At 40.1% G+C, this 25,739-nt stretch carries 25 protein-coding genes; 14 read left to right on the top strand and 11 right to left on the bottom strand.

What is annotated here, in order from left to right:
- Positions 1–100: 100 nt before the first annotated feature.
- Positions 101–1,426 carry a hydroxymethylglutaryl-CoA synthase family protein gene (locus tag OK344_RS04005; protein WP_265143557.1) on the top strand — a complete coding sequence of 442 codons (1,326 nt, stop codon included), beginning with the start codon at positions 101–103 and terminating at the stop codon, positions 1,424–1,426.
- 116 nt (positions 1,427–1,542) lie between these two features.
- Here OK344_RS04005 and OK344_RS04000 read toward each other — a convergent pair whose 3' ends face one another.
- The 4 genes from OK344_RS04000 to OK344_RS03985 form a co-directional block, all read right to left on the bottom strand.
- Positions 1,543–2,367: a hypothetical protein gene (locus tag OK344_RS04000; protein ID WP_265143556.1), complete on the bottom strand. Its 825-nt coding sequence runs from the start codon at positions 2,365–2,367 to the stop codon at positions 1,543–1,545.
- Between the two features lie 110 nt (positions 2,368–2,477).
- The gene (locus OK344_RS03995) at positions 2,478–3,707 is read right to left on the bottom strand and encodes a dicarboxylate/amino acid:cation symporter (RefSeq protein ID WP_265143555.1); all 1,230 of its coding nucleotides are present in this window, start codon (positions 3,705–3,707) and stop codon (positions 2,478–2,480) included.
- A gap of 48 nt (positions 3,708–3,755) precedes the next feature.
- Positions 3,756–4,391, bottom strand: a complete 636-nt coding sequence (locus OK344_RS03990; RefSeq protein WP_265143554.1) for a hypothetical protein — start codon at positions 4,389–4,391, stop codon at positions 3,756–3,758.
- The gene (locus OK344_RS03985; protein ID WP_265143553.1) at positions 4,388–6,433 is read right to left on the bottom strand and encodes a TonB-dependent receptor; all 2,046 of its coding nucleotides are present in this window, start codon (positions 6,431–6,433) and stop codon (positions 4,388–4,390) included. Before OK344_RS03985 ends, OK344_RS03990 begins: the two co-directional genes overlap by 4 nt.
- A 105-nt stretch (positions 6,434–6,538) precedes the next feature.
- Between OK344_RS03985 and OK344_RS03980 the strand changes: the two genes are divergently transcribed.
- The 10 genes from OK344_RS03980 to OK344_RS03935 all read left to right on the top strand — a co-directional run bounded on the left by OK344_RS03980 (position 6,539) and on the right by OK344_RS03935 (position 15,862).
- A complete protein-coding gene (locus tag OK344_RS03980) occupies positions 6,539–7,459 on the top strand; it encodes a DnaJ C-terminal domain-containing protein (RefSeq protein WP_265143552.1) in 921 nt (306 codons plus the stop codon).
- Entirely contained in the window at positions 7,456–7,743 is a 288-nt protein-coding gene (locus OK344_RS03975; protein WP_088469915.1) for a chaperone modulator CbpM, read from the top strand. The genes OK344_RS03980 and OK344_RS03975 overlap by 4 nt, the downstream gene beginning before the upstream one ends.
- A 138-nt stretch (positions 7,744–7,881) precedes the next feature.
- Complete coding sequence (locus tag OK344_RS03970; RefSeq protein WP_265143551.1) at positions 7,882–10,236, top strand: GEVED domain-containing protein; 2,355 nt, start codon at positions 7,882–7,884, stop codon at positions 10,234–10,236.
- Between the two features lie 274 nt (positions 10,237–10,510).
- On the top strand, positions 10,511–10,882 hold the full coding sequence (locus OK344_RS03965; RefSeq protein ID WP_265143550.1) for a PadR family transcriptional regulator: 372 nt from the start codon (positions 10,511–10,513) through the stop codon (positions 10,880–10,882).
- Positions 10,883–10,886: 4 nt separating this feature from the next.
- Positions 10,887–12,596, top strand: a complete 1,710-nt coding sequence (locus OK344_RS03960; RefSeq protein WP_265143549.1) for a PspC domain-containing protein — start codon at positions 10,887–10,889, stop codon at positions 12,594–12,596.
- 346 nt (positions 12,597–12,942) lie between these two features.
- Complete coding sequence (locus OK344_RS03955; protein WP_265143548.1) at positions 12,943–13,509, top strand: 1-acyl-sn-glycerol-3-phosphate acyltransferase; 567 nt, start codon at positions 12,943–12,945, stop codon at positions 13,507–13,509.
- 11 nt (positions 13,510–13,520) lie between these two features.
- Positions 13,521–13,949, top strand: a complete 429-nt coding sequence (locus tag OK344_RS03950) for a PaaI family thioesterase (RefSeq protein WP_265143547.1) — start codon at positions 13,521–13,523, stop codon at positions 13,947–13,949.
- Between the two features lie 2 nt (positions 13,950–13,951).
- On the top strand, positions 13,952–14,923 hold the full coding sequence (locus OK344_RS03945; RefSeq protein ID WP_265143546.1) for a chorismate-binding protein: 972 nt from the start codon (positions 13,952–13,954) through the stop codon (positions 14,921–14,923).
- A gap of 9 nt (positions 14,924–14,932) precedes the next feature.
- On the top strand, positions 14,933–15,310 hold the full coding sequence (gloA2, locus tag OK344_RS03940) for an SMU1112c/YaeR family gloxylase I-like metalloprotein (RefSeq protein ID WP_265143545.1): 378 nt from the start codon (positions 14,933–14,935) through the stop codon (positions 15,308–15,310).
- A gap of 3 nt (positions 15,311–15,313) precedes the next feature.
- On the top strand, positions 15,314–15,862 hold the full coding sequence (locus OK344_RS03935; protein WP_265143544.1) for a DUF1543 domain-containing protein: 549 nt from the start codon (positions 15,314–15,316) through the stop codon (positions 15,860–15,862).
- A gap of 7 nt (positions 15,863–15,869) precedes the next feature.
- Here the strand turns inward: OK344_RS03935 and OK344_RS03930 are convergent, their stop codons facing one another.
- Complete coding sequence (locus OK344_RS03930; protein WP_265143543.1) at positions 15,870–16,955, bottom strand: endonuclease/exonuclease/phosphatase family protein; 1,086 nt, start codon at positions 16,953–16,955, stop codon at positions 15,870–15,872.
- A gap of 159 nt (positions 16,956–17,114) precedes the next feature.
- Here OK344_RS03930 and OK344_RS03925 point away from each other — a divergent pair, with 159 nt between their 5' ends.
- Positions 17,115–18,227, top strand: coding sequence for a 5-(carboxyamino)imidazole ribonucleotide synthase (locus tag OK344_RS03925; protein WP_265143542.1), 1,113 nt, complete (start codon positions 17,115–17,117; stop codon positions 18,225–18,227).
- Positions 18,228–18,295: 68 nt separating this feature from the next.
- Entirely contained in the window at positions 18,296–18,724 is a 429-nt protein-coding gene (locus OK344_RS03920) for a CBS domain-containing protein (RefSeq protein ID WP_265143541.1), read from the top strand.
- Here the strand turns inward: OK344_RS03920 and OK344_RS03915 are convergent.
- Positions 18,721–19,641 (bottom strand): DMT family transporter, encoded by a 921-nt coding sequence (locus OK344_RS03915; RefSeq protein ID WP_265143540.1) that lies wholly within the window; start codon positions 19,639–19,641, stop codon positions 18,721–18,723. The genes OK344_RS03920 and OK344_RS03915 overlap by 4 nt on opposite strands.
- Before the next feature lie 94 nt (positions 19,642–19,735).
- Here OK344_RS03915 and purE point away from each other — a divergent pair, with 94 nt between their 5' ends.
- Positions 19,736–20,236 (top strand): 5-(carboxyamino)imidazole ribonucleotide mutase, encoded by a 501-nt coding sequence (gene purE / locus OK344_RS03910; protein ID WP_265143539.1) that lies wholly within the window; start codon positions 19,736–19,738, stop codon positions 20,234–20,236.
- 55 nt (positions 20,237–20,291) lie between these two features.
- Here the strand turns inward: purE and OK344_RS03905 are convergent, their stop codons facing one another.
- The 5 genes from OK344_RS03905 to OK344_RS03885 form a co-directional block, all read right to left on the bottom strand.
- Positions 20,292–21,674 (bottom strand): L-type lectin family protein, encoded by a 1,383-nt coding sequence (locus OK344_RS03905; protein WP_265143538.1) that lies wholly within the window; start codon positions 21,672–21,674, stop codon positions 20,292–20,294.
- Between the two features lie 8 nt (positions 21,675–21,682).
- Entirely contained in the window at positions 21,683–22,309 is a 627-nt protein-coding gene (locus tag OK344_RS03900) for a phage tail-like protein (protein ID WP_265143537.1), read from the bottom strand.
- A 208-nt stretch (positions 22,310–22,517) separates the two neighbouring features.
- The gene (locus tag OK344_RS03895; RefSeq protein ID WP_265143536.1) at positions 22,518–23,645 is read right to left on the bottom strand and encodes an alpha/beta hydrolase; all 1,128 of its coding nucleotides are present in this window, start codon (positions 23,643–23,645) and stop codon (positions 22,518–22,520) included.
- A gap of 3 nt (positions 23,646–23,648) precedes the next feature.
- The gene (locus tag OK344_RS03890; RefSeq protein WP_265143535.1) at positions 23,649–24,287 is read right to left on the bottom strand and encodes an alpha/beta hydrolase; all 639 of its coding nucleotides are present in this window, start codon (positions 24,285–24,287) and stop codon (positions 23,649–23,651) included.
- A 596-nt stretch (positions 24,288–24,883) separates the two neighbouring features.
- Positions 24,884–25,636, bottom strand: coding sequence for an acyl-CoA desaturase (locus OK344_RS03885; RefSeq protein ID WP_265143534.1), 753 nt, complete (start codon positions 25,634–25,636; stop codon positions 24,884–24,886).
- Positions 25,637–25,739 lie beyond the last annotated feature (103 nt).

Below are 25,739 nucleotides of genomic sequence, written 5' to 3'. Positions count from 1 at the left end.
TTATGTATCAGTGTTAAAATTTTTGCCGGAGCAGCAGTTCCGGCAATTTTTATTTTCTCATGGAAGATAATTTTCGGAGATTTGTCTAAAATTAAGCAGTATGATTTACGGTATTGAAGCGGCAAGCTTCCACGTTCCTTCCCTTTATTTAGAAATTAAAGATTTAGCAGAAAAAAGAAACATTGAGCCTGCGAAACTCGAGAAAGGTTTGGGCTTACACAAAATGGCTTTTCCGGATGTGCATGAAGATGCAGCAACTTTTGCTGCGGAAGCTTTACTGAAACTGATTAAAGATTACCACCTCAATCCAAAAGAAATTTCCCGCATTTATCTCGGTACCGAAAGTGCCCTGGATGCAGCAAAACCTACCGCAACCTATGCGATGCAAATGGTGGAAGCACTTCTGGAAAAGGACTTCGGAGCAAGATGTTTCAAAAACTGTGATGTGGTGGATATGACGTTCGCTTGTGTAGGCGCTGTGGACGCTTTGCAGAACTGCCTGGATTTCTGCCGTGCAAATCCCGGTAAAAAAGCCGTGGTAATCGCATCAGATTATGCAAAATATGAGCTGGAAAGCTCGGGCGAATATACCCAGGGTGGAGGCGCGGTTGCACTTCTTTTGTCCAATAATCCTCGACTTTTGGAAATTGAAAATGTGTACGGTGTAGCCACAGAAAGTGTTTTCGATTTCTTTAAACCAAGAAGGGCAGCGTTGAAATCTGATCTGAAATCTGCCGCAGCATCCATGCCCGATAAAATTGAAATTTTTACTGACGAACCGGTTTTTGATGGGCAGTATTCCAACCAGTGTTATCAGGACAGAATTCGCGAAGCTTACGAACATTACAAAGAGCAAACAGGACTCGAAAAACCTTATGAAAACTGGCGTTACCTAATTTTCCATTTACCCTATGCGTTTCACGGGAAAAGAGTTTTTACTGAACTTTTCAGCCTCGAGAACAATCTTCCGTACGGAACTCCTGAGGAGCAAAAAGCCGTTGCAAAATCTGAAGAATATTTAAGCTTCATCAACCGAAAAATTGAGCCTTCACAACGCGCTTCCTCCGAAGTGGGCAATATGTACACGGCTTCGGTTTTCATGGCTTTGCTTTCGGCAATGCAGGTGAGTTACGATAATCAGGAAGATCTGAAGGATCAGAAAATTGGGTTTTTAGCCTACGGAAGCGGTTCGAAAGCGAAAGTTTTTGCCGGAAAAGTAGGAAAATCCTGGCGCGAAGTAGTTCAGAAATGGAATGTTTTTGAGAATTTAAAAAACAGAAAAGCCATTGATTTTGAAACCTACGAAAAACTTCACCGAAAACAACTGGAATCGTCGGTAAATTCAGATTATAAAGGTTTTGGATTAAACCAGATTGAAACAGAAAATCAGGTTTTGGTTGGATCGCGATACTACGATTATCGATAACAATTATATAAAAAGCCGTTCCAAAAGAGCGGCTTTTTAATTTGCAAGTACTGATTGTTTTTTAGAAAGCCTTATCTCCTCGTGCGATTACTATTAGCGCAGGAATGTAAAATGAATTACATATTTTCTGTTGTTTTTTCGTGTGAATCTGGTATTATCTGAGACGTTGATTTAGTATTAAAGGCTAAATTTTTCTGTTGATGAAGCTTCCATAACCAGTAAATCCCACCTAAAGGAATTCCGAAAGTCCACACCGAGCCAAGATATCCCATAAATGAAAATCCAACACCAAACAGTATCTGAAAGTTCAGAAGCTTATACGAAAGGCCGTCGACCGCAGCATAAGAGATTGCCGGTACATTTAAAACAATAACTGCAAGGTATTTTATCCATTTTCTCTTTAAATTGCTTTTCTTTATTTTTCTGATGACATAAATATTGAATAATAAAACAGTTAATGGCAGAATTCCGAAAAGCCAGAACAGCAACATATTGGGTTTCTCTGCTTTTATCTCCAAAGTGTGTATGTTGAGAATTTTATTGGAGGTGTCATCAAATAAAACCTGAAAGACGCCAATATTTTTTCCATTTGAAAATTCAATGTGAGCCAGTGTGGTATTGGGTGGTGTATTTTCGGCGGCTACGGTAGAGCGTTTCTTTTCGGCATTCATGAAGGTGTATTCAAAATTTCCATCTCCAAAATTGCTGCCTATTACTGCCCTGAATTGATCTAAACCAGATTTCAGTGAATCCCGGTTTGTCTTTTTTGCCGTCTCGTGATCCGTTGCCATCAGATTGATACACTCGTCGTAATTCTTATCCATTAGGGCTTCAACAAAATTTTCAGTTTTGTCTTTGTAAGTGAAAGTGTTTTTAATGAAATCACAACTTGTAAATAAAGCGAAGCTTACAAGCAGGGCAAAAGTGGAAAATTTCGTCATAAATTGTGCTGTAAGGAATTGGGTTTGTAGGTTTGCTCACAGCATCTCAAATATGCACATATTTTTCAGATCTTCAAAATTTATGTTCGGAGACGGTTGAATTTTCTAATTTATACCGAAAACTCCTTTGGTTCTTCAAATTTTTCACCTGAAATTTTTGTTACAAACATTGCGGCAACGGTATCTCCAGTAGAATTTAAAACGGTGGCCAGTGGATCTACCAAAGTTCCGATAATCATCACTGCCGGAATGGCTTCCACCGGAAGCTGGTACACCGAAATCATGAGCATTTCCCCAATATAGCCTCCATTCGGGATTCCGCCGGCTACAATACTTACAAAAACCGTGATTCCGATTGCGAGAAGCAGATTCATCGGATCGAAGAAATTTTCGCCGATAATTAAAAACGCTACATAAATTTTAATGATCGACGACATGGAGGAACCGTTTTTGTGCAGCGTACTTCCGATGGGAATCACAATATTGGCAACTGCATCCGGCACACCGATTTTTGCGGCGGCCTGTAAATTGGCAGGCATTGTGGCGAAACTGCTGCAGGTTGAAATGGCCGTTAAACTCGGATAAATATTGTTTTTCCAGAATTTCCGAACACCGTCTTTTCCTTTCGCCATGAAAGCGTAAATTGTAAAAAACAGGAGAAAGTAAACTGTTCCGGCAATGTAATAAAGTCCGAGCGGCTTCGCATAAAATCCGAAAAGCTGAGGCCCGACGGTGGCAACCTGATATGCGAAATACGCTCCCAAACCAATGGGAGCGGCTTTCATGACGATGAGCAGCAGTTCTTTCATTACCTCGTAGCCTGAAGCAAGAAATTGCCGGAACGGTGCCCCGGAATCACCTGTTTTTCTCACTGCAGTTCCCGTAAGAAAAGCAAATATTAACAAAGCCAGCATGTTTTTTCGGGAAAAAAGTTCGGTGAATTCACCCACGGTAAAAAAGCTTACAATCCGGTCGCCCCACGAAGTTTCGGCTCCGGTATCGATTGTTTCACCAGAAGTGGAAGGTAAAGCTTCTGTCGGAAAAAAATAAACTGCCGCAATGGTAAACAGAGCAGCAATAATGATGAAGAGCAGAAATGTAAAAATCATAGAGAAAATTATTTTCCCAAATTTCGACTGTTGCTCTAACGATGAGATAGAATTGGAAACTGCAAAAAATACCAGCGGTACCACGCTCACAAAAAGCAAATTCAGGAAAATATCACCCAGAGGTTTCAGGTAAATAACAGCAGCCGGAAAAAAAATGCCGATAAAACTGCCTGCAATAATTCCTGTAAGAAGCAGAATAATTCCCGAGTAGTTCTTTAGAACGTCTTTCATATTTTAAAATTTAATCAAAGATATTGGTAAATTTCTTTTCTCGGGAAATTAAACAGTCCATTCATCATTAATGAGGGCTACAAGGTAATATTTGCCCTGAAATTCCTCAAAAACAAAACGCAGAGAATTCCAGTCCATGCCGCTGTATTTCTCAGATCCGGGAATGTAATTTTCAGTGAAATCAGCGTTAGGATAAATCTTTAACAAGTTATTGAGTGAATTTCCTTTTCCCTTAAATTCATTCAAATAAAATTGAGCTTGCGTGAAATCTCTTTTAAAAACCCACTGTTGTAAATAATTTTGCAGCGAAACCACAAGCAGATCGCCTGTTCCGTCTTTTTCTCCCCAGGTAAATTTCGTAGGCATTGAAATATATCTGTTGAAATCTTCCCGGGAAAAATGTTTGTCTTTTTCAGGTTGCACATACGCGTACATCGAAAAACGTATGCCCTTATGTGGATGTATAAACTGCGAAAAACGTGTGTAATCGTTTGATTTTAAATAAGATATAATTTCGGAATTGAGGTTTTTCAAGATATTTTCTTTCGTCTGTTCTCGAACGGATTTTAAAGAACCAGTTACCGGAACATCTGCCGAATTATTCTGTGCAGGTTGTGAGTTTGGTTTTTCTTTGGTACAGCTGGCCAATAATGTGATCAGCATGGTGTAAATAAGTTTTTTCATAGCGGTGAGTTTAGCGTTAAATTTATGCCAAGCAGATAATTTCTGCCCGCCGCAGGGTTATAAAACCTGTTGCCATAAGCGTTCGTGTCATAGCCCAAACTGTACGGCGTGTTATAAATATTCTGAATGCTCAGGCATAAACTTCCAATGAAAGTTCTTGATTTCAAAAGATAGCTGGCAGAAATATTGCCGATAAAAGAAGGTTCTGCAAAGACAGAATTGGCATCGTTCAGTGGAATTTTCGAGGTGTAAAAATGTGCGATATCTATTTTTAAACCCTGCAACAGTTCAATATTCATCAGATTTTGCAAAGAGGTGGAGGGAACGCCGGTGAGTTGATTACCTGAAAAATCTTCGCTGTTTTTGATGTAATTTTTAAAGATGAAATCATAAAGATTACCTGCGAGATAGAACTTTATGCTGTTCAGTAATTTTTTGTTGATGTGAATTTTTCGGCTCTCTGCAACAAATTCAATTCCTTTTTGAACCGTTTCTCCGGCATTCACAAAATATTCCTGACCGTTGTCGTTTTGCCTCCTTACAATCGCGTCTTTAAGCCTGAAATCGAAAAAACTCAGTTCAGTAAACAGTAAATTTCCCCACTGTTTTCTGATGCCGATTTCTTTATTCCATCCAAATTCCGGATTCAGACTGCGGTTGATTTCCTGCGCTGAAGAGCGGAGTTCTTCGGTTGTGGGAGCAGAATTTCCCTTCCCAATTTTTCCGCGAGCAGAAAATCCATTTCCCAACAGATATGAAATCCCCAAATTCGGCAGAAATTCATTTTTAAATTTTCTGTTGCCTGATGTTTGTTCCGGAAAAATGCTTTTCCAACGGTAGTTCATTAAGTTTAGGCTTCCGGCAAGGTCGATCGTCAGTTTTTCTCCGAAGACAGCTTTTTGGGAAAGGAAAACAAAACCGCTGTTGGCATATATATTATCAAAATTCTGAGGATTCGTCGGAACTCCAAGCCTGTTATCGAAATTTCTGATGCTTGCTTTTGCGGCCGCACCTTCAAAACCCAGACGTGTTTCATAAACGGAATTCAGCGATTTTTCAGCGAAATTTAAATGGGTACGAACGGTAAAATTGTTTTCAAATCTTTTTTCGAAATTGGTGATAAAAGGGTTCCGGAAATCATTATAATTTCCCTGTACCACAATAAAATGACTAAAATTTTCAGTAAAATTGATAAGATTAGACAGTCCGGCGAAAATCATTTTGTTATAAATACCGGCCTGCTGTTCCGCGGCTCCCGGAAGTGTGGCAGTTTTTGGCCGGGCCTGCCTGGGATTTTCCTGCATTTGGGCAAGCGTTAATCCACCGGGAGTTTCGTAATGAACCTTGGAGAGCAGGAGCAGCACGTGGAACTGGTTGTTTTGGCCATAGCGATACCGGTCGTTCAGAAACATGAATTTTCTTTGTAATGCAGCGTGGTCACGGTAAGAATCCGTGGTTTCGTAACTGGTATAGACTTGCAGAAAATGATTTTTAAACTGCTCAGCGAATCGAATTTTTCCTTTATAATGACTGAAGCTTCCGGCTGAAATGCCAAAACTTTTTTCTTCTGAATTTTTTGTCTGAAGCAAAGCTGTTCCGCCTGTAACTGCTCCGAAATCTCCACTTTCAGGACCTTTGTAAATTTCAATTGATTGAAGGATTTCAGGATCCAGAATATTCAGATACGTATTTCCCGCAGCGTCTGTGAGGGAGAAATCATCAAGATAAATTTTCACATTTCTTACCCCGAACGGAGACCTCAGCGTGCTTCCCCGAATCGAAAAACGGTAGCTTCCGGGGGATCGTTCTTCCATTTTACTTCCCGGCAAGAGATTTAATGATTCCAAAAGGCGGCCGGGTGCGTTCTGTAAAAGAAAATTTGGAAGCGCTACAGATACCGATTTGGTAGCCGTGATGAGTTTCGCCGGTTTACGGTAGACATCAAGCTGAACTTCAGAAATATGCATTGCAGAATCCTGCACTTGTGAGAAAACAGGTACATAAAAAATCAGGAAAAAGAATGGCAAGCCTTTGAAAAACAATGAGATAATTTTTGAGCTAAAATAAAATATTCACTTTAAAGTTTAACAGTTCTTTAAATTAAGATTGCAGCAAAATTTCCTAAATTTGAATAAATCAATGATACTATGGCTTATATAGATTATTATAAGATTTTGGGAATCGATAAAAACGCGTCGGCCGAAGATATTAAAAAAGCTTACCGCAAACTTGCCAGAAAATACCACCCCGACGTGAATCCAGGCGATAAGGAAGCTGAACGGAAATTTAAGGAAATCAATGAAGCCAATGAAGTACTGAGTCACCCGGAAAACCGCAAAAAATATGACAAATACGGTGAACACTGGAAACATGGCGAAGAATATGAAAAGGCCAGACAGCAGCAACAGCATTCGAAACAGAGTGCGAGTTATGGTGGATTTTCAGGTGCAGATTTCGGCGAAGGTGAGGATTTTTCAGATTTTTTCCAAAGCATGTTTGGTGGAGGCGCAGGTAGCGGTTTTGGCAGAAGTTCGCGGGGAAGTACATCCGGAAAATTTCGCGGTCAGGACATCTCTGCAGAACTGAATCTTCATCTCCGCGACGCGGCTACCACTCATCAGCAAACTTTTGAGATTAATGGTAAGAAAGTACGCATTACGATTCCTGCCGGAATTGCCGACGGACAGAAAATTAAACTGAAAGGTCACGGAAGCCCCGGTTATAACGGCGGCCCGAACGGAGACCTGTATATTACCTTCAATATTGCAGAAGACCCTCATTTTAAAAGAAACGGCGACCAACTGAGTGCGGAGGTGATTGTTGATCTTTATACGGCTGTTTTGGGTGGCGAAGTGAACGTGAAAACTTTGGATGGCAGTGTAAACCTTAAAGTAAAACCCGGAACACAGAACGGTACAAAAGCACGATTGAAAGGAAAAGGTTTTCCGGTGTATAAAAAAGAAGGCGAGTTCGGAGATCTGGTGGTTACTTACCACGTAAAAATTCCTACAAATCTATCTGAGAAAGAAAAAGATTTATTCCAACAACTAAAAGATTTACAGCGATGAGCGAGAGAATATCACGGGAAGAACTCGTAAAGATTTACAATATAGAAATTACTTTTTTTGATTCTCTGGAAGAAGCGGGGCTGCTAAAGACCGTGACCGAGAATGAAGTAAAATATCTGCTTTATGATGAACTTGAATTGTTCGAAAGGTTTGCGAACTGGCATTATGATCTTGATGTAAATCTCCCCGGTGTGGAAGTGATCCACCATCTCCTTCAGAAAATGGAAAAGCTTACGGCAGAAAACAGAAGACTGCTGCAGCATATGGGGAGTGATTCTTATTAGATTCAGTTAAAGATCTATTCATTGAAGGTTTTTTTGGAATTGACAACCTTATTGGGGTTTTGTTTTAAATTTACAAAAGATTTTGGCTTTTAGTTGAAATTAATTTTTAAATTTGGTGTCACTTAACAATTAAATATTATGAAGAAATTTTTACTTTCATGCTTTTTGGCATTGGGATTTGGTGCAAATGCACAGTACGCCTATGTAGGCAATTTTGAAGATCCGGGTTACAATACGACCATTTACAAACAGTTTGGTGGCGGAAGCCGAACCACTGCAGCTGCATGTAACGGAACAAACGGGGGGCAACTCGCGATCAGCTCATCGGCAACACAAACAGGTTATATGATCGATCTGAGCGAAATAGGACAAACCGGAAACGGACAAAAAATTGACGTAAGCGTAGGTTATAAAAAGGCATCAACGGTTACGGGTACCTTAAGCTTAGCCTATTTTGTTCTGAACACGGCGACAAATCAGTGGTCGGTAAATACTTTCGGAACTCCGGTTACTTTAACTTCTGCCGCAACCACAACTTGCGCTACTTTAAGCGGTACAATCCCTGCCGGTATCATTCAGCCGGGACAGGTTTACGGAGTAGGTGCTTGGTTTGTAAGAAGCGGATCAACTTCCGGAAATATTTATGTAGATGATATTACAGTTAATCAGGAAGTTGTTACTACTGTCCCTGCATGTACTACAATCAATTATCCTGCAAACGGATCTACCATATCAGCAGGAAATCTATCTTTGGCATGGGATGCAGTACCAACCGCAGTAAGTTATGATGTGACGTTAGGAACGACTCCGGGAGGATCAGATCTTGTAAATATTACAGTTGGGGGTACTACAACCAACCTTACTTTGGCAACCAACACTACTTATTATGCAAAAGTTACTCCTAAGAACCTGAACGGAAGTGCTGCGGGATGTACTGAAATATCGTTTACAACAAATAATGATATCGGTTATTGCGGCCCAATTACTGCCTCAGCAGTTACGTATCCTATTTCTTCTGTTTCTCTTAACGGTGTAACCAATACGTCATCGGCTGCCACAGGAGCATCTGCACACGAAGATTTTACAGCGATTGTTCTACCTGTATATGCTGGTATTCCTAACCAACTTACAGTAGCAGCGACAGGTCTGGGAACAAACAGGTTTGGGATGACCGTGTTTATCGACTGGAATAACGACGGAGATTTTAATGATGGCGGTGAACAGTACTTTACCACGCCACCATTGGTTGGAGGAACAGGTGCAACAGTAAATTTGGCAGGAAATATTGCAGTACCGAATGGGGTAAGTTTGGGTAATAAGAGAATGCGAATCAAATACAATTTCAACAGTTCTACAACTGCACTGATCGACGCTTTACTAAACCCATGTGCTAATTTAGGAAATGGGCAGGTTGAAGATTACACGCTATCATTACTGAATCCGCCATCAGCTCCAATTTGTGCAAGTGTTAGTCTGCCAGTTTCCGGATCAACAGATTTCCCGGCAAACGGAACTATTACGTGGAATACTGTTCAGTACGCAGCGGGATATAAAGTATATATTGGTACGACCCCTGGAGGAACCGAAATTGCAAACGGAACGGTAGTTACCGGGACTACTTATAAGCCCGCTTTACAGGCTAACACCATGTATTACTTAAAGGTAGTACCGTATAACACTGTTGGGGACGCTGCAGGATGTACAGAGATCAGTTTCACCACTACCACAGTTCAGTATTGCGGACCACTAACATATTCTACAGTGGAGCCTACAACGAACGTAACTTTTGCAGGGATTAACAATACAACTTCTGCAACGGTAGGCGGAAGCCCTGCCCACGAATTCTTCCTGGATAAAATAGGGACGGTGTTGACAAATACGACTTATCCTATTTCAATGAATGCGAATACAGACGGGACTACATTCAGACATTTCTTTGCTGTATTTATCGACTGGAACCAAGATGGGGATTTTGATGATGCTGGTGAAAAATATTTTACAACTCCTGAAACCTTTAAATTTGTATTGGGCTCGGATGGAGTAAATGGAACTCCGGCAGTAGGATCTATCGTAGTTCCTGAAGATGCAAAATTAGGACAGACAAGAATGAGGGTTAAATCTGCTTATTACGGTAGTACGGGCCCAAATACAGAACCTAACCTGAGTAATTTTGCCAATGCATGTGTTACCACGGGCTCCAGCTTTGGACAGGTTGAAGATTATACGATTCAGGTGAATTCAGCTACTACGGGAACTTCAAATGTTGATAAAGCTAAAGTTACTGCTTATCCTAATCCATTCCACGATGTTTTAAATATTTCAGATGTGAAAGGAGTAAAATCTGTATCTGTGAGCGATGTGGCAGGAAGATTAGTGAAAAATATGAAAGCAGCTGCTCAACTTAACCTTTCGGATCTGAAGACCGGCATGTATATCGTGACATTACACATGGAGGACGGTTCTGCTAAATCAATCAAGACGATTAAAAAGTAATATTTTAATCTTTAATTACTAAATAATTAAATCCGTCTCATTAATGAGGCGGATTTTTTTTGTTTAATCTAAATGGTGAAATCGTTTGAAAGTGCTTATTATATTAGTTTTTAAAGGTTTTCAAAAATACATCAAGAAAGAATTTTTAAAAAATTTAAAATTTTTTACTACTTTGTATTGCATAATACTAAATTAATTATATATCTTTGCATTGTAAGATTGATAGGATGAAAAATCCTTTGCAAATTAGAACCAATTAATAACCTAAAATAATATGAACACAGAAAACACCAAAGCGCAAATGCGAAAAGGAATTCTGGAATTCTGTATTTTGAGTTTGATCGACAGAAAAGAAATGTACGTTTCCGATTTGATTGATGAACTTAAAAAAGGAAAACTGGATGTGGTGGAAGGGACTCTTTATCCCCTCCTCACAAGACTCAAAAACGGCGAGTTCCTCGCTTACCGATGGGAAGAATCTACCGGAGGCCCACCAAGAAAGTACTATCAGATAACAGAAAAAGGTAAGTTATTCCTTGCCGAACTGCTGAATACCTGGAAAGAACTTACCGACTCAGTAAACCAAATTACTAAAAACAATAACTCAACGGACGCACCTGAAAGCTCGTTCCACCCAAACTCTTAAAACTATGAACAAGACACTCTCAATAGGACTTGCCGGTTTCTCCTTTACGATCGAGGAACACGCATATATTAAACTCAGCGATTATCTTGCCGCGCTCAGAAGCTCTTTGGATGCAAACGAAGCTGATGAGGTAATGCACGACATCGAAATCCGGATGGTTGAAATCTTTAAGGACACTTTAGGAAAACGTGAAGTCATCAACGATACAGATGTAGAGAAAGTTATCTCACAAATCGGTAAGCCGGAGCAGATCGAAGAACAGGAAGAGGCTTACTTTTCTGACAAATCTTCAAGAAGAGACCACAAAACTACAGGAACGTTCACCGGCCAGAAACAGCTCTTCCGCGATCCTGAAAAACAGAAAATCGCAGGCGTGTGCGCAGGTTTAGCACATTACGTTGGGATGGATGTAAGCGCCATGCGAGCCATTTGGTTAGGAATCGCAATCCTTGGAGTTTTCACGGCAGCAATTTCAACTTCACTGATTATTTTGATTTATGTAATTCTGTGGATCGTTTTGCCAAAAGCAGAAACCGCAACAGATTTTCTGAAAATGAAGGGAAAGCCCATGAACTTCGACAATCTGAAAAACGAATCCAACAAACTGGTTCAGTTTGCCAATGAATCTACACAGAGAGTCGGAGAAATTTATCAAGAAAACAAACCTTACATCAACAATGCCGGGAGCGGAATCTGGAATGTAATCCGTTATATTCTTGGCGGAATCTTCGGATTGATGGCATTAGGTTGCATCATTGGAGCATTCTTTATCTTCGGATTATTTGGTGGAAATTCTGACTTTTCCCCAATGCGCGAATTCAACTTTATGTTTGAGGATGATGGTATGAGCAATGTGCTGTATGCCATGATGCTGATCGGGACCCTGATTCCGGCAATTCTCTTCAGTTTGCTTTCCATTAAACTCATTTCTCCGAAAACGCAGCTCAGAAATGTAGGATACGTACTCGGTGCGTTATTGCTGATTCTTATCGGTTTCGGGACATACTTCGGAGTAAATATGGCCAAAAAAGACATGATTTACAAAGGTCATAAAGAAGATACCGAGAATGTGGCCATCAACACCACTTCCGACAGTCTGTATATTGATGTGAAGCAAATCACGATTCCGCAGAACTTCACCGCTTACGATGACGATATCTTTTCAGACAAGCAGATGGTTTACGAAGAAGATTATCCTTACGTTGATGTAACAAGAAACGCAACTGCTACGGCGCCATATTTAATCATAAAAAAAGAAGGGAAGGGCTATAATATTCCGATCCAGCTTAATGTACCGGTAGAAATTCAGGATAACAAAATCTTACTGCCCAATTTTGTAAAATACCCTTACCAGGACCGCTTCCGCGATTATAATGTTAACTATGAACTGGTAGTTCCGATGAGCACCAAAGTTTTCAAAGTGAAAGAAAATGCACTGAATCTGGACGGCGACCTTGATGGCGACGGAGTTCAGGATGACGATGACGACGATGCGCACGGCGTAGTTATCGAGAAAAATAAGATCAAAATAAATGGATCTACCATTCAGTACAGTTCCTCAGATAAAGACAGCGTCATTATCAATGGGACCAAAATGCCGAAAGCAGAGGCCGATAAAATCATCGATTCCATGAAAACAAATATGGGCAAAATGGAAAATGTTGACATCTCCATTAAAGACGGAAAGAAAGAAATATCCATTAAAACCAAATAATGAGAGTGGATGAGCAAAGGCGGAGGATCTGCTCCACAGAAAAATCCGCTTTTCGCTTGTTCATTTCAGGTTTAACCAAAATTTAACATCCGGATTGGTATTTTCATTAAAAAAAATACTAATTTCGTAACGCGAATTTAATCAAGTTAGTAATCACACTCAAAAACCTCAATCATGGTACAGTTCGTTTTAGAAATCGCAATGAGAATCATTGATTTCGTTAGCAGTTTATTTTAGTTAGAATTTTAATTCAATATATTTGTAAAGTATAACCAATACCTTTGGTTATACTTTTTTGTTTAATAAGAAACAGTAAAATTAAATTCCTTTCCCGGAATCAATTGATATGAAAAAACTCATCGGAAAACTCATCCTGAAACTTATCGGCTGGAAAATTGTTCTCGAAGGCGATGTAAATAATCTTAACCGTTGTATTCTTGTCGTTGCACCACATACGTCCAATCAGGAATATCTTCTTGGCAATCTTGCCTATTGGGCACTCGATAAACCGTTGAAAATCATTATCAAAGATCAGCACACAAAAGCCTGGTACGGCGGAGTGGTAAAAGCGCTGGGCGGAATCGGGATCGACCGTTCCCAGAAAAACGACCTCGTGAAATTTGTGGTTGATCAGTTCAAAAAAGAAGATTTCAGTCTGGTGATTACCCCGGAAGGAACAAGAAGCTGGGTGCCGAAATGGCGCAAAGGCTTTTATCATATGGCGATGGCGGCAAGAGTTCCGATTATTGTGGCAGCAGGCGATTTCAAAACGAAACAGATTCATTTGGGCTATGAAATTTCGGTGAAAGATCTCGAAACCCGCTCTTTCGAAGATATTATGCAGGAAATGGAAGATTATTACAAAAAAATTACACCCAAATATCCTGAAAAATGGAATCCAAAAATTTATTAAATAGCAAAATAATGACCGAAGATAAAAAAAACGGAATTCTGCACAAACTCAACAACTGGGGCGGCGATAATTTGGGTAAAACACTGGGAATTATTTTCACTGATGTTACCGATGATACCCTTACTGCCACTATGCCGGTAACGCCAAGAGTTCATCAGCCTTTCGGCATTCTCCACGGCGGTGCAAACTGTGTTCTGGCCGAAACGCTTGGCTCCTGTCTTTCTGTTTTGCACGTAGATACGGAGAAAGTGGTGCCTGTGGGAACCAATATCAATTCCAATCATTTACGCAGCAAAAAAGACGGAATGGTCACCGGAACTGCGAGATTTATCCGCAAAGGAAACACCATGCATGTCTCCGAAATCGATATCCGCGACGAATATGGTCACCTGATCAATCACACCACCATGACCAATAATATCATTCCACGTCCCAAATAAAAATGATTTTCTTTAGATTTCCTTTTTCCGAAACCATTTACACTACCGGCGATACTTCGGCTTCTGATGCAGTGTCTTTTCTGTCCTTCGATCAGTCAGAAAAATTAGATTTTAAAAGAAATATCAACGCAATATCAATAAGTGAGTTTTTAAATCATGAAGTCTTTAATGATGAATTGAAAATGGAACTCCTTGAATTTAAAGAGGAAACATCGGAAGAGTATCAGAAGAAGTTATTGAATGTAATGGACTTTATTAAAGATAATCAACTTTCCAAACTGGTGATTTCCAGAAGAAAACTGGTAGAATTCAACGGTTCGAAACTCAGTCTTTCCCAAACATTTCTTAATCTTTGCGAAGCCTACAAAAACGCTTTTGTGTATTTTTTTATTAAAGACGGAAAATGCTGGCTGGGTGCTTTTTCAGAATTATTAGGAAAATTTGATAAAAGAACGTCGGAGTTTGAAACCATAAGTCTTGCCGGAACGATACCTGTGGACGAAAAGTGGACAGATAAGGAAATTGAAGAACAAAAACCGGTAACAGATTTTATCTCTAATACGCTGAAAAATTATGCTTCTGAAGTTCATAAAAGCGACACTTACGACCATATTTCCGGAAACATCAAGCATTTAAGAACCGATTTCAAAGCGAAAATCACTGAAGAGGATTTGGAGAAAATCATTGCAGAACTTCATCCTACGCCTGCGGTATGCGGAATTCCAAAGGAAATGTGCAGAAATGCAATCGAAAATTTTGAACCGCATCCAAGAAATTTCTATGCCGGTTATATTAAAGTCGAGACCGAAGAAAATGTTCAGTATTTTGTAAATCTTCGCTGCGCTGAATTCTTTAAAAATGCAGCCCTAATCTATGTTGGAGGCGGCATTACCGCTGAAAGTTCCCCCGAAAAAGAATGGCGCGAAACCGAACTGAAGTCGGAGGCCATCCTGAAAAATCTCAGTTTTAAATAAATTTTTAATATGAAAATTCACCATATCGCCATCATCTGTTCCGATTATCAGGTCTCGAAAAAATTTTATACCGAAATTTTAGGGCTTCAAATTTTACGCGAAGTTTACCGTGCAGAGCGGGATTCCTATAAACTCGATCTGGGGGTTGGTGAGCATTATGTGATTGAACTTTTTTCATTTCCCAATCCACCGGCAAGACCTTCGCGCCCCGAAAGCTGCGGGTTGCGCCATTTGGCTTTTTCTGTGGAAAATTTGGAGGAAAAGCGCGATGAACTCATGAAAAAAGGTTTGGTATGTGAGGAAATCCGCGTGGATGAATTTACAGACCGGAAATTTTTTTTCACCCAGGATCCCGATGCTTTGCCGCTGGAATTTTACGAAGCTTAAAAGATGAAATTGTTTTATATCCTTCTCGGCGCTTCAGTCCATGGCAGAACGATTGAGCAGCATGATGTGTTTTTTGGCATCGCGGAAAAACTGAAAGATTTGGTTCCTTATATCAAAGAGTTCTGGCCGGAAGCGGGCAGCGATCTTCATCTTGATGCTTATCAGGAAGTGAAATTTGTCGATGGCTACGACGTTAAAATTGTTGAAAAAGGCAGTGAGAAATCCGAAAATCATTTGTTTTTCATCAATCTTGGCGGGTATAAAGCCGGTTTTTTCGAGGAATTTCATGAACAGCATTTGATGGTGGGAAAAAAAATGTCGGAGGTCATCAAAAGATCAAAGCAGACCGAATTTTACAAAACGATGGGATTCCCAGGTGCGGTAAGCCATATCGACGATAAACACGGCGTTGATGTTGATGATATTTTCAAAGTAAATGATCTTCTGCCTCAGGAAATGAGGGAAAAATATTCATTGGTTTTGGAAAAGTCTGGTGAAATTGAGCGGAAGAATTTCATCAAACCCAAATATCTTAAAATCGATAAAATTTAGAATGAGTTTATTCTTTTGCGATCTCTTCACGGTTATCTGATTCTTCTTTTATGCCTTCCTCAATCAGTTCTTCCACAACTTCTTTCTCCTCAGGTTTCAGCGTTTTTACTTCCTCTTCCTGTTTTTTATCGTACAGATTGATGTGAAATTGGCAGAGAATAGGGAAGTGGTCGGAACCAATGTGTTCCAAAGTTTCGAGTTTCTCTACGAAAATTTCTGGTGAGTGGAAAAGCAAATCCAGCGGAACCCGGAAAAACCAGTATTTTGCATGGAATGTTGCTAAAATCCCTCTTCCTACACGCGCATCAATCAGTTCACTGGTTTTACGGAAAAGAATGGAAGTCACCGACCACGCTACCGTGTTGAAATCGCCGATTACCAAAGACGGAATCTGGTTTTCTTTAATTTTTTTTGCCACACAAAGCAAATCACCATCACGTTCTTTCGAAGTGGTTTCCTCCGTAGGACTTGGCGGCGGTGGATGTACGGCAAAAACAACAAAATCATGTCCGTCCGCGGTCTGAAACCGTGCTTCGATGCTTGGAACATCATCTGCTACAAAAAAATGTACAGTAGATTCTACAAACGGAATTTTAGAATAAAGATGCATTCCGTATGTGTTTTCCAGGGTTATCTTTTCTGTGTAAGGATAGTTTTTTTCAAGTTTGCGGTTGGCCTGTTCCCAGTCAGTATTGCTTTCCATCGTGATGAAGATGTCGGGACTGTATTTCGCTATAAGTTGATGCAGTTTTTGGAAATTTTTATTGAACTGATAAACATTCACCGAAATGACTTTAACCGTCGCCGAAGCAGTAGAATTCTTTTTTACTTCTTTCTTTTTGTAAAATTTGGTGTAGCGGATTAAAATATAAAGGTGATAGAGAATCAAGATAAACTGCAAGGCATTTAAGAGCCACATCCAAAAGTTTTTTTCAGCAAAAATAATTGACGATGAAAATAAGATTCCCTGCAGTACAAGAATCTGAATCTTCATGAATTCCGGGACACGGAAAACCCAGTGCTGGCTCCTGAAAAACGGAAGAATGCTCAGAATAATAAGCAATACCGACAAAATAGCGAGAAATATTTCCATAGTTTATTTCATACAAAGTAAAACTAAAAAGTATTATTCTGCATACTTTTCAATTAAATAATTAAGCCATTTTTATGCCCTAAGAATTGCTTTTCGTAATTTTGTGAACTCCCCACCTCACGGGAAGGAATATAAATCAATAAAGAAAAAAGTGAAAATATGAAAATCGGAATTCTCGGTGGCGGACAGTTGGGCCGGATGCTTATTCAGGAAGCATTAAAATATGATGACGAATGGTTTACCCTCGATCCTGCCAAAGATGCGCCCTGCCATGCAATATCTAACTTTACCGAGGGAAATTTCGATGATTTCGATACGGTGTTAAATTTCGGGAAAGGGAAGGATGTAGTGTCCATCGAGATCGAGCATGTGAATGTTGATGCGCTTTACGAACTCCGCGAATGTGGTGTTAAGGTAATTCCAAGTCCCGAAATCATTCAGATTATCCAGCAAAAAATTCTCCAGAAAGAGTTTTATCTAAAACACGATATTCCAAGTCCGGAATTTCAGATTATCCAGAATACATCCGAAGCGAATTTTCCGCTGCCTTTTGTTCAGAAAATGAATGCTGGCGGTTATGATGGGAAGGGCGTACAGGTCATCAGAACCGAAGAAGATCTGAAAAAATTGTGGAACGTGCCTTCAGTTTTGGAAAGTCTGGTGGATATCGAAAAAGAACTTTCTGTAATTGTTGCCATCAACGAAAACGGTGAAACCAAAACTTTTCCGGTCACTGAAATGGTGGCGGATCCCAAACTTAATCTTCTGGATTTTAATATCTGTCCGGCGCATATTTCAGAACATGTGGAGCAACAAATTCAGCAAATCGTGAAGAAATTCATCAAGGCGGCTAATTCTCCCGGACTTTTTGCCATTGAACTTTTCCTCGATAAGAAAGATGAGGTTTGGGTAAATGAAACCGCGCCGAGACTGCACAATTCGGGCCATCAGACGCAGGAAGGAAACACCAATTCACAGTTCGAACAGCTTTACCGCGTTTTAAAAAATCTTCCGCTCGCGGATACCGATGCTTTCGGATTTTCAGGAATGCTGAATCTGGTGGGTGAAGAAAATTTCTCTGGAAAAGTAAAGTATGAAGGATTGGATGAAGTACTGAAATTACCCAAAACCTACGTTCATCTTTACGGAAAAACAGCAACCAAACCCGGGCGAAAAATGGGTCACATCAACATTCTGGCAAACTCTAGAAAAGAACTTTTAGAAAAACTTATTCACGTAAAATCACTTGTGAAGGTCGTTTCCGGGCATTAAACGTTTCGTTTAAAATTGTATTCTTTAATTAAATATTTTGTAATAACTTTAATACAAAATATTTGATTATGAGTAATATAGCAACAGTTTTGGCCCGCAAGGGGAATTTGTTTGTCAGTGTCAATCCGGAACAGACCGTTCTGGAAGCGTTACAGCTCATGGCTGACAGAAATGTTGGTGCAGTGGTGGTAAACGATGCCGACACGTATCACGGTATTTTTACCGAAAGAGATTATTCCCGCAATGTTATTCTTAAAAACCGGCATTCTTCAGAAACTAAGGTGAAGGAAGTAATGTCGGTAAATCTTCCTGAAATTAAACCGCTCGACACCCTGAATCACTGTATGCAATTGATGGCCGATCACAATGTGCGCTATCTGCCGGTGATGGAAGAGGGTAAAATGAACGGTATTATTTCGATTACCGATGTCATCCGCGAAAAAGTAATTGATCAGAAAGAAGTCATTAAACAGCTGAAAGAATATATTCAGGGTTAATCAATGCTTTGTTTTCTCCTCCGGAACATTCCCTTCTGGTAATTGGTGATAAAAACGCCGCAGATAATAAGCGCAGTGGCGGTAATAAATGCTGCCGAAATTTCTTCATCCAGAATCAGCCATCCCAAAAATATTGCGATTACTGTATTTACATAAGAAAGCAGGGAAACCTGGGTTGGCGATATTTTCTTTAAAGCAAAGTGAAACGCAAAATAAGCCGCTACAGACCCAAAAACCGCGAGATAAACAGTTGCTGCGATGCTTTTGAACGACCAGGAAGTCACCTCAATTTTATCAGACAGAATAAAAGCCAATGCAATCTGCGCTACTCCTGCAAATGCGAACTGGTAGAAGAGGTTCAACGAAATATTCTGGTGCTGAAGTTTCATTTTTTTGGTTAGAATTGATCCCAAAGCCCAACCGCAGATGGCAATAAAAATAAAGATGACGCCCATGCGGTAATCCGGATTCAGTAAATCCTGAATACCATCTTTAAAAATCAGAAGAATCCCGCTGAAGCCCATTAATATTCCCAGTAAAGAACGGTAGGTAAATTTCTGAAGACCAAAAAATATGCTTCCCAGAAATACAAGAAGCGGAGAAGTAGCGCTGATTAAAGAAGCCAAACTGCTCGAAAGATGCTCTTCTGCAACGGTCGTCATTCCGTTGGCTACAATCAGCATCAGTACGGAAAAAATGATTTGAATTCTTAGATTTTTCCACCCGATCCATCGAAGTTGTTTTGAAAACAGCAGAATGATAAATAATAATCCGGCCGCAATGACCTGTCGGATTCCCGCAACAAACCAGGGCGGAATAGTTTCCACCGCAATACGGATCCCGAGAAAAGTGGTTCCCCAAACGATGGCAAAGGTTAAAATAGCAATAATAAGTTTGGGGTCTTTGGGAAATTTCACAGTGCAAAAGTACGCTTTTTTGCTGCTTTTACGGGTCGGAGGAAGAATTGTTCTTATAAAATTCTTATCTTTAAAACTTTAAAAAAAGTAAAAAATGGTCGGAATTATCATGGGCAGCCAAAGCGATTTGCCCGTTATGCAACAGGCAGCGGATTTTCTAAAATCACTCGAAATTCCTTATGAATTAACGGTAGTTTCAGCCCACAGAACTCCGGAAAGAATGTTTGATTACGCAAAAACGGCAAAATCCCGTGGCCTGAAAGTCATCGTCGCCGGAGCTGGTGGGGCAGCCCATTTACCGGGAATGGTGGCTAGTTGTACCACTTTACCTGTGATTGGCGTTCCGATTTTATCTTCCAATTCAATAGACGGTTGGGATTCTGTACTTTCTATTTTGCAGATGCCGTCGGGAATTCCTGTAGCTACCGTAGCACTGAACGGCGCGACGAATGCCGGCATTTTAGCCGCTAAAATCATCGGAACTTCAGATGAGAATGTTTCTGGAAAATTAGAGCATTATCAGAATTCTTTGAAAGATAAGGTATTGGGAACGGTAGAAGATATCCGGGAGATTCATCCGAACAACTTCGATTAAAATAAAACGAACGCACTTCTATGAGGTGCGTTCGTTATTGTCAGCAGGTTTTTTTCTATTTATTATAGCTCGGGAGTGAAGGGTTAGTAATAAAATTACATTTTCTAACCGCAATAACTGAGGTTGCTGTATTGTTTGAATTGTCAGTGTCGGTAACTTCCGAGGTGTCGACAAGAGTTACACTTTTAAAACTCTCATTGTTTTTAAGTGCTTTCGGATAATATTCTCCCGTGATGGTCACAATTCCTGACCGGTTTGCCGGCAAGCCAACTTTGCCGCTTACTCTATTGGTTGGGAATGATGTGGTGGGTAGATTACTCGCGGTAAATCCAGTGGTTGATAATGATGTAATCTTAAACTGCGAAGTATTGAGCAGTGTTCCTGCGGAATTCTGTATTTCATTGCTGAAATTAATATTGCTCAGTGCAATGGGTGTATCATTTGTCACTTCAATATTTAGAGTAACCCGTGTTTTCTTGTCATTACATAAGATCGCCATATCAGAACGGCTGTCCACGCGGATATTTCCAGGAGTTGTAAGCAAAATATTGCGGATTTCGTGAAAGTTGTAACCACCGCCGGTTGCACCTGCGAAACCCACCTTTAAAGTCGGCGGAATAGGATAGGTTGCGCTGTTGATTGTATACGTAATAATTTCGGTGAAAGTTGTTTCCCCTTGTTTTCTCCACTTCACGTTTACCTGATAATCGGCGCCAACTCTTTTAACTTCCAGCTGGAATCTGCGGTAGAATTGATTGTCGGTAGGGCGGGTGGGTGTAATAGTGTTATAATCGATTTCGTTTCGGTTTCTGATTTGAGCCAGTGTTCCTGTTCGGTCTCCGAGCGGCGTATGAGCAAAATAAGGGTTAGACAGGTTATAAGTCGCAGAGGTAGGACCTCTTAAAACGACTGAGTTGGGAACTTCAACATTCGTTCCGCCATTTCTGTTTTCATTTGCGCGTGCAAAGTTTCCATATTCATCAAAACCAACGCCAATATAACCGCCACTCAAGCCTGTTGTTCCTGCAGGATTGTTGTAGGTAGCATAACCCAGTGAACCGCCGTATCCGCCTAGTTTAAACTCAGCTTCGGTTACATTTCCATTGAAAAGGAATACGGAAAATCCGTCCGCTCCGTTGTATCCGTCGTTGCTGGACCGCCATGCTTTGTACTCAAAATCCGCAAGGACCCCCAAATCAGTAGGAAAAGATTGCAGGATATACATATAACCTTTTTGATATGTAGCAGCATTTGTAAGCCGTAACCAGCCTTCACCGTTTGGATCTACGCCGGAAGCTGCCGTAAGCGTGGCATTGTCGCCCAATTTCAGCCCGCTGGAATCATTGGTTCTGAAGTTGTTGGTAATAGTAAACTGTGCGTTGTTCAGACTACAGCCAAGCAGTATGCCTGTCAGTAACAGTAATTTATTTTTTTTCATCACTTGTCTTATCTTACAACAAATACGATATTCATGAAACTCGCGTCGCTGGCATTGCCATATACCTCATAACTCATCAGTCCATTGGCATCGATGGTTACATTTCTTAGCAACGCAGTGTCATAATATGTAATATAATACTCCAGTTTATCTTTTGTAAGAGTGGGAATTGATCCTGCAGAACCTGTGCTTTTTACCGGTGGATTGGTAAACTGACTGGTATAAACTGCATGAAGATCCATTGTTTTTACACCCAAGGTAGTGGTGTTGACAAGGACTGAAGGCATGTAGAAAAATTTTGGAGTCACAGCTTCCTTAATCACAGCCTCCCATTTCCCAGTACCATTATCATAATAGTAAAATCCCGGAGCTTTGATGTTTGAAGTCTTGGTACTCGCTGATCCCGGAACTGCCGTAGCATAAATCAGTGTTGAGTGTTGGCTGCTGCCATATAAGGCATCTTTTGCTTTCAGTTCATCACCAGACATTCTAGTGATAAGTACACCTTCGGGAACCGTGGTTACAGTGGATTTTCTAACGTCAAATGTTGTAGAGGGTGCACTAGTATTGATACCAACTTGAGCGGTTGCCATAACGGATGCAGTACATCCAAGCAGGAAGTAAATTTTCTTCATTTATCTGTTTTTTGTTTTTAAAGGAGTGCAAATATAATTAAAAACCCCGGTACAAAAGAGAATAAACGTTAAATTTCGTTAATTTACTATTTTACACACAATATTTAGAAATCATCAGTGATATGATGTTAAGCATATGATTTCTATCTTTTAAAATTGGAAACGCTCAACTTCATAAGAAGTGAGTGTTTTGGAATTTATGGCGTATTTATTTTAGTGAGAATAGCCAAATGTAAGATTCCGGAAACTCTTTTGCCCAGTAATTTTCAGAATGGGTTCCGTAATCATCAAATTTCGTTTTGATGTTTTTCCTGCAAATTCCTTTGCCCATCAGTAACTGAACTGCTTTTTCAATGTCGGTGACCATTTCATCTGACTCTTTTCTGCCCGCCAGAAGATAGATTTTGGTCTTTTTTAAAGATTTTGAATATTCATTTAAATAAAGAGTCAAATCTTCCTTCGCAAACCAGAAGCTCGGACTGAACACGCCCAGTTTCCCAAATTTTTCAGGATATTTCAGGCCTGTGTAGAAGGAAATCAACCCGCCCATCGAAGAGCCGATTAATCCGGTGTTCTTTGCTGAAGAAGCCGTTCTGTAGTTTTTATCGATATAAGGTTTCAGGGTTTGTGCCAGAAAATCAGCGTACAGATCGCCTTTTCCGCCGCCGTGTTTTGTATTTTTCCAGGGCGAATATTCATTCAGTCTTTCGCTGCCGCCATTGTCGATGCCTACAATAATGGCCTGCTTTTTACCTTCGAGGAAGAACTCATCCATGGTTTCATCTACCTGCCATTCACCTGAAAAAGACGTAAGGTTGTCGAATAAATTCTGCGCATCGTGCATATAAATCACAGGGTATTTCTTCTTCGAGGCATCGTAATCTTCAGGAAGATAGATCCAGATTTTCCTTGTTGTACCGAGTTGCGGAACGGGGAAGTTTTCACTAAGGATTTTTACGTTTTTTGATGCGGTATGCTTTTTCTGCTCAGGTTCAGCCCATGAAAGTATGGTGTTTTCAAGTGTTTGCGGTATTCCCGTAAATGTAAAAGTTCTGTTTTCAATTCCTTTTCCTTCTGTATTTCCTTCCGCGGTTTCCCACCTTCCTGAAGTGAATTTATATTCAGCTGTTCCGGCCTGTTCAGGTATTTCAAGTTCATAGGTTCCGTTTTTGCTTTTCTTTAGTTCGAATGCCGGGTCCTGAGGATTCCATCCGTTCAGTGAAGAAACCATGAAAATTCTGGCATCTTCCGGCGTGTTTTCCGGTGTGGTAACGACAAGTATTACCTGCGCATTCAGAATTCCAAAATTCAGAAGGATGAAAACAAAATATTTCATGGTTTATTTTCTGAAGAATTCCATCAAATCCATATAATTTTTCTGGTTCACACCGTGCCCGTTCATATATTCACGGAAGGTAAAATAACAGCTTAAATCATAGAGGAGATCCGCCGCTTTACGGCCCCACTCCAATGGAATCACTGCATCATCAGTTCCGTGGGAAATGAAAAACCGAAGGTGCTGTAGTTTCTTTTTGTCTTTTATGATATCTTCCATCAGTTTTTCTTCCGGATAGGCGCTCATGCATGCCACCTTCGAAAACAGCAGTGGGTTTTGCAGCGCTAAGGCGTAAGCAAGAATGCCACCCTGGGAGAAGCCACAAAGGTGGGTTTCATTTTCGGTAAGTCCGTAATGATTGGTAATCTTCATGATGTTCTGAAGCAGTCCGTCCAGCGATGCTTTGGCTTGCGGAACATCAATTCGGTTTTCGGTATTCATAAGGTCGATGTCGTACCACGAGTAACCTTCGTACTGTGAATTAAGCGGTGCACGGAAACTCACCACGAGCCAATCTTCCGGCAGGGTAGGGACAAAAGAAAATAAATCCTGTTCATTGCTTCCGTATCCGTGAAGTAAAATTAAAAGTGGAGTTTCGGGTGTAATATTTTGTGGTTCGCGAACCAGATAAGATAAATCCATAGAACAAAGATATTCTATTTTTTCAGGAGCAACAAGGGTTGGTTTTCTTTTGGCTTCACGTCTGCCTATCTGCGCTCGCCAAATTCTGCGGCTGCGGAGCGGACTCTAAATCTGGCTCTGACAGGTGATCCCATCGGTGCTGTAAGAACGATTTTCTCTTCCGAATAAGATAATATTCTGTAATATCATAGAAAATATTTCATATCAAGTTAAACTTTAAGTAAAAGATGCTTTAACATTTGATTAATAATTATTTATAATCAAGTTCTAAAATTTACTTTAATTAATTTTAAATATATATTCACCTGTTTTACATTTGTATCGGGCAAAATTTTAGATATAACCCATGTAAAAATCTGTCTTAAAAATGGTATGTAAATATTTGCGAATCTCATCGTCCCTTTTATATACATGAACTGTGATTTTAAGATTATTTTTTACTTTCAATCCATAATATTTTACATCAAAACTAAATTATAAAAAATAGGAAAATAAAAGAGTCAGAATTTTAAGACCTTTCTTTTCATCAGTCATTTTCAGATTAACACAAAAAAAACCGGATATAAAATCCGGTTCAATATTTGTAAAGCTGGGCTTTAGATTTCTCTTTTTACCACAGCAACAGGTTTTAATCTGATCAGTTTCATTTTATCCAGTAAAACCATAATCAGATAAGTCACGTCGATTTCGTGCCATCTTACCCCACCGAAATTTGCTCTTCCGCCGTGTTTGTGGTGGTTGTTGTGATAACCTTCGCCCATCATCAGCCAGTCGAAATGGAACAGGTTTTTAGAGGTATCTGAAACTTTAAAATTCACGTAGCCGTAAATATGTCCGAACCAATTGATGATCACGCCGTGAATTGGTGCCATCATGTACGCAACCGGCAGCAGAATCCACTGCCACCACGCCGTTGCAAAGAAATAGAAAAATGCGGTATAAGCAACTGCCCAGGCAAGCCTGGAACCCCAAGAGCTTGCAAACCTATCAAAACCTTCCCACTGAGGAACGTTCTTCGTGAATTTATCCTCTATTTTTACCTTCTGCTGGTTGATCTGCTGGTAAATCGATTTCGTGCGCCACATCATCGTGAAAAGGTTGTGGTCATATTTCGGGGAGTGCGGATCTTTTTCGGTGTCGGCATACGCGTGGTGCATGCGGTGCATTACGCCATATCCGTACGCGGAGAGATAATTCGATCCCTGGGTGAGCCAGGTAAGAACATAACAAAGTTTTTCGCCGAAGCGCGACATTTTAAAAGACTGGTGCGCAGCATACCGGTGCAGGAAAAAAGTCTGAAAAAAAAGTCCTGAGTACCAAAGGACTGCAATAAAGATGATAATAACCATTAAAAAAAAAATTTAGGCGTAAAGGTACGAATTTAAAAAAGAACAAATCACTGCAAAACAGCGCACCCTTAGATAAATGCTATATCAATAATAAAAAATCCGG

Source organism: Kaistella yananensis (assembly GCF_026107505.2).
In the GTDB taxonomy this organism is placed as follows: Bacteria; Bacteroidota; Bacteroidia; order Flavobacteriales; family Weeksellaceae; genus Kaistella; species Kaistella yananensis.
The sequence above is the reverse complement of the archived record's forward strand: the minus strand, read 5'-3'. Positions and strand labels throughout refer to the sequence as shown.

What these genes read in the sequence shown, in the direction of transcription:
- OK344_RS04005 (WP_265143557.1), top strand. Translation starts at nt 101, where the DNA reads ATGATTTACGGTATTGAAGCGGCAAGCTTCCACGTTCCTTCCCTTTAT.
- OK344_RS04000 (WP_265143556.1), bottom strand. Translation starts at nt 2,367, where the DNA reads ATGACGAAATTTTCCACTTTTGCCCTGCTTGTAAGCTTCGCTTTATTT.
- OK344_RS03995 (WP_265143555.1), bottom strand. Translation starts at nt 3,707, where the DNA reads ATGAAAGACGTTCTAAAGAACTACTCGGGAATTATTCTGCTTCTTACA.
- OK344_RS03990 (WP_265143554.1), bottom strand. Translation starts at nt 4,391, where the DNA reads ATGAAAAAACTTATTTACACCATGCTGATCACATTATTGGCCAGCTGT.
- OK344_RS03980 (WP_265143552.1), top strand. Translation starts at nt 6,539, where the DNA reads ATGGCTTATATAGATTATTATAAGATTTTGGGAATCGATAAAAACGCG.
- OK344_RS03975 (WP_088469915.1), top strand. Translation starts at nt 7,456, where the DNA reads ATGAGCGAGAGAATATCACGGGAAGAACTCGTAAAGATTTACAATATA.
- OK344_RS03970 (WP_265143551.1), top strand. Translation starts at nt 7,882, where the DNA reads ATGAAGAAATTTTTACTTTCATGCTTTTTGGCATTGGGATTTGGTGCA.
- OK344_RS03965 (WP_265143550.1), top strand. Translation starts at nt 10,511, where the DNA reads ATGAACACAGAAAACACCAAAGCGCAAATGCGAAAAGGAATTCTGGAA.
- OK344_RS03960 (WP_265143549.1), top strand. Translation starts at nt 10,887, where the DNA reads ATGAACAAGACACTCTCAATAGGACTTGCCGGTTTCTCCTTTACGATC.
- OK344_RS03955 (WP_265143548.1), top strand. Translation starts at nt 12,943, where the DNA reads ATGAAAAAACTCATCGGAAAACTCATCCTGAAACTTATCGGCTGGAAA.
- OK344_RS03950 (WP_265143547.1), top strand. Translation starts at nt 13,521, where the DNA reads ATGACCGAAGATAAAAAAAACGGAATTCTGCACAAACTCAACAACTGG.
- OK344_RS03945 (WP_265143546.1), top strand. Translation starts at nt 13,952, where the DNA reads ATGATTTTCTTTAGATTTCCTTTTTCCGAAACCATTTACACTACCGGC.
- gloA2 (WP_265143545.1), top strand. Translation starts at nt 14,933, where the DNA reads ATGAAAATTCACCATATCGCCATCATCTGTTCCGATTATCAGGTCTCG.
- OK344_RS03935 (WP_265143544.1), top strand. Translation starts at nt 15,314, where the DNA reads ATGAAATTGTTTTATATCCTTCTCGGCGCTTCAGTCCATGGCAGAACG.
- OK344_RS03930 (WP_265143543.1), bottom strand. Translation starts at nt 16,955, where the DNA reads ATGGAAATATTTCTCGCTATTTTGTCGGTATTGCTTATTATTCTGAGC.
- OK344_RS03925 (WP_265143542.1), top strand. Translation starts at nt 17,115, where the DNA reads ATGAAAATCGGAATTCTCGGTGGCGGACAGTTGGGCCGGATGCTTATT.
- OK344_RS03920 (WP_265143541.1), top strand. Translation starts at nt 18,296, where the DNA reads ATGAGTAATATAGCAACAGTTTTGGCCCGCAAGGGGAATTTGTTTGTC.
- purE (WP_265143539.1), top strand. Translation starts at nt 19,736, where the DNA reads ATGGTCGGAATTATCATGGGCAGCCAAAGCGATTTGCCCGTTATGCAA.
- OK344_RS03905 (WP_265143538.1), bottom strand. Translation starts at nt 21,674, where the DNA reads ATGAAAAAAAATAAATTACTGTTACTGACAGGCATACTGCTTGGCTGT.
- OK344_RS03900 (WP_265143537.1), bottom strand. Translation starts at nt 22,309, where the DNA reads ATGAAGAAAATTTACTTCCTGCTTGGATGTACTGCATCCGTTATGGCA.
- OK344_RS03895 (WP_265143536.1), bottom strand. Translation starts at nt 23,645, where the DNA reads ATGAAATATTTTGTTTTCATCCTTCTGAATTTTGGAATTCTGAATGCG.
- OK344_RS03890 (WP_265143535.1), bottom strand. Translation starts at nt 24,287, where the DNA reads ATGGATTTATCTTATCTGGTTCGCGAACCACAAAATATTACACCCGAA.
- OK344_RS03885 (WP_265143534.1), bottom strand. Translation starts at nt 25,636, where the DNA reads ATGGTTATTATCATCTTTATTGCAGTCCTTTGGTACTCAGGACTTTTT.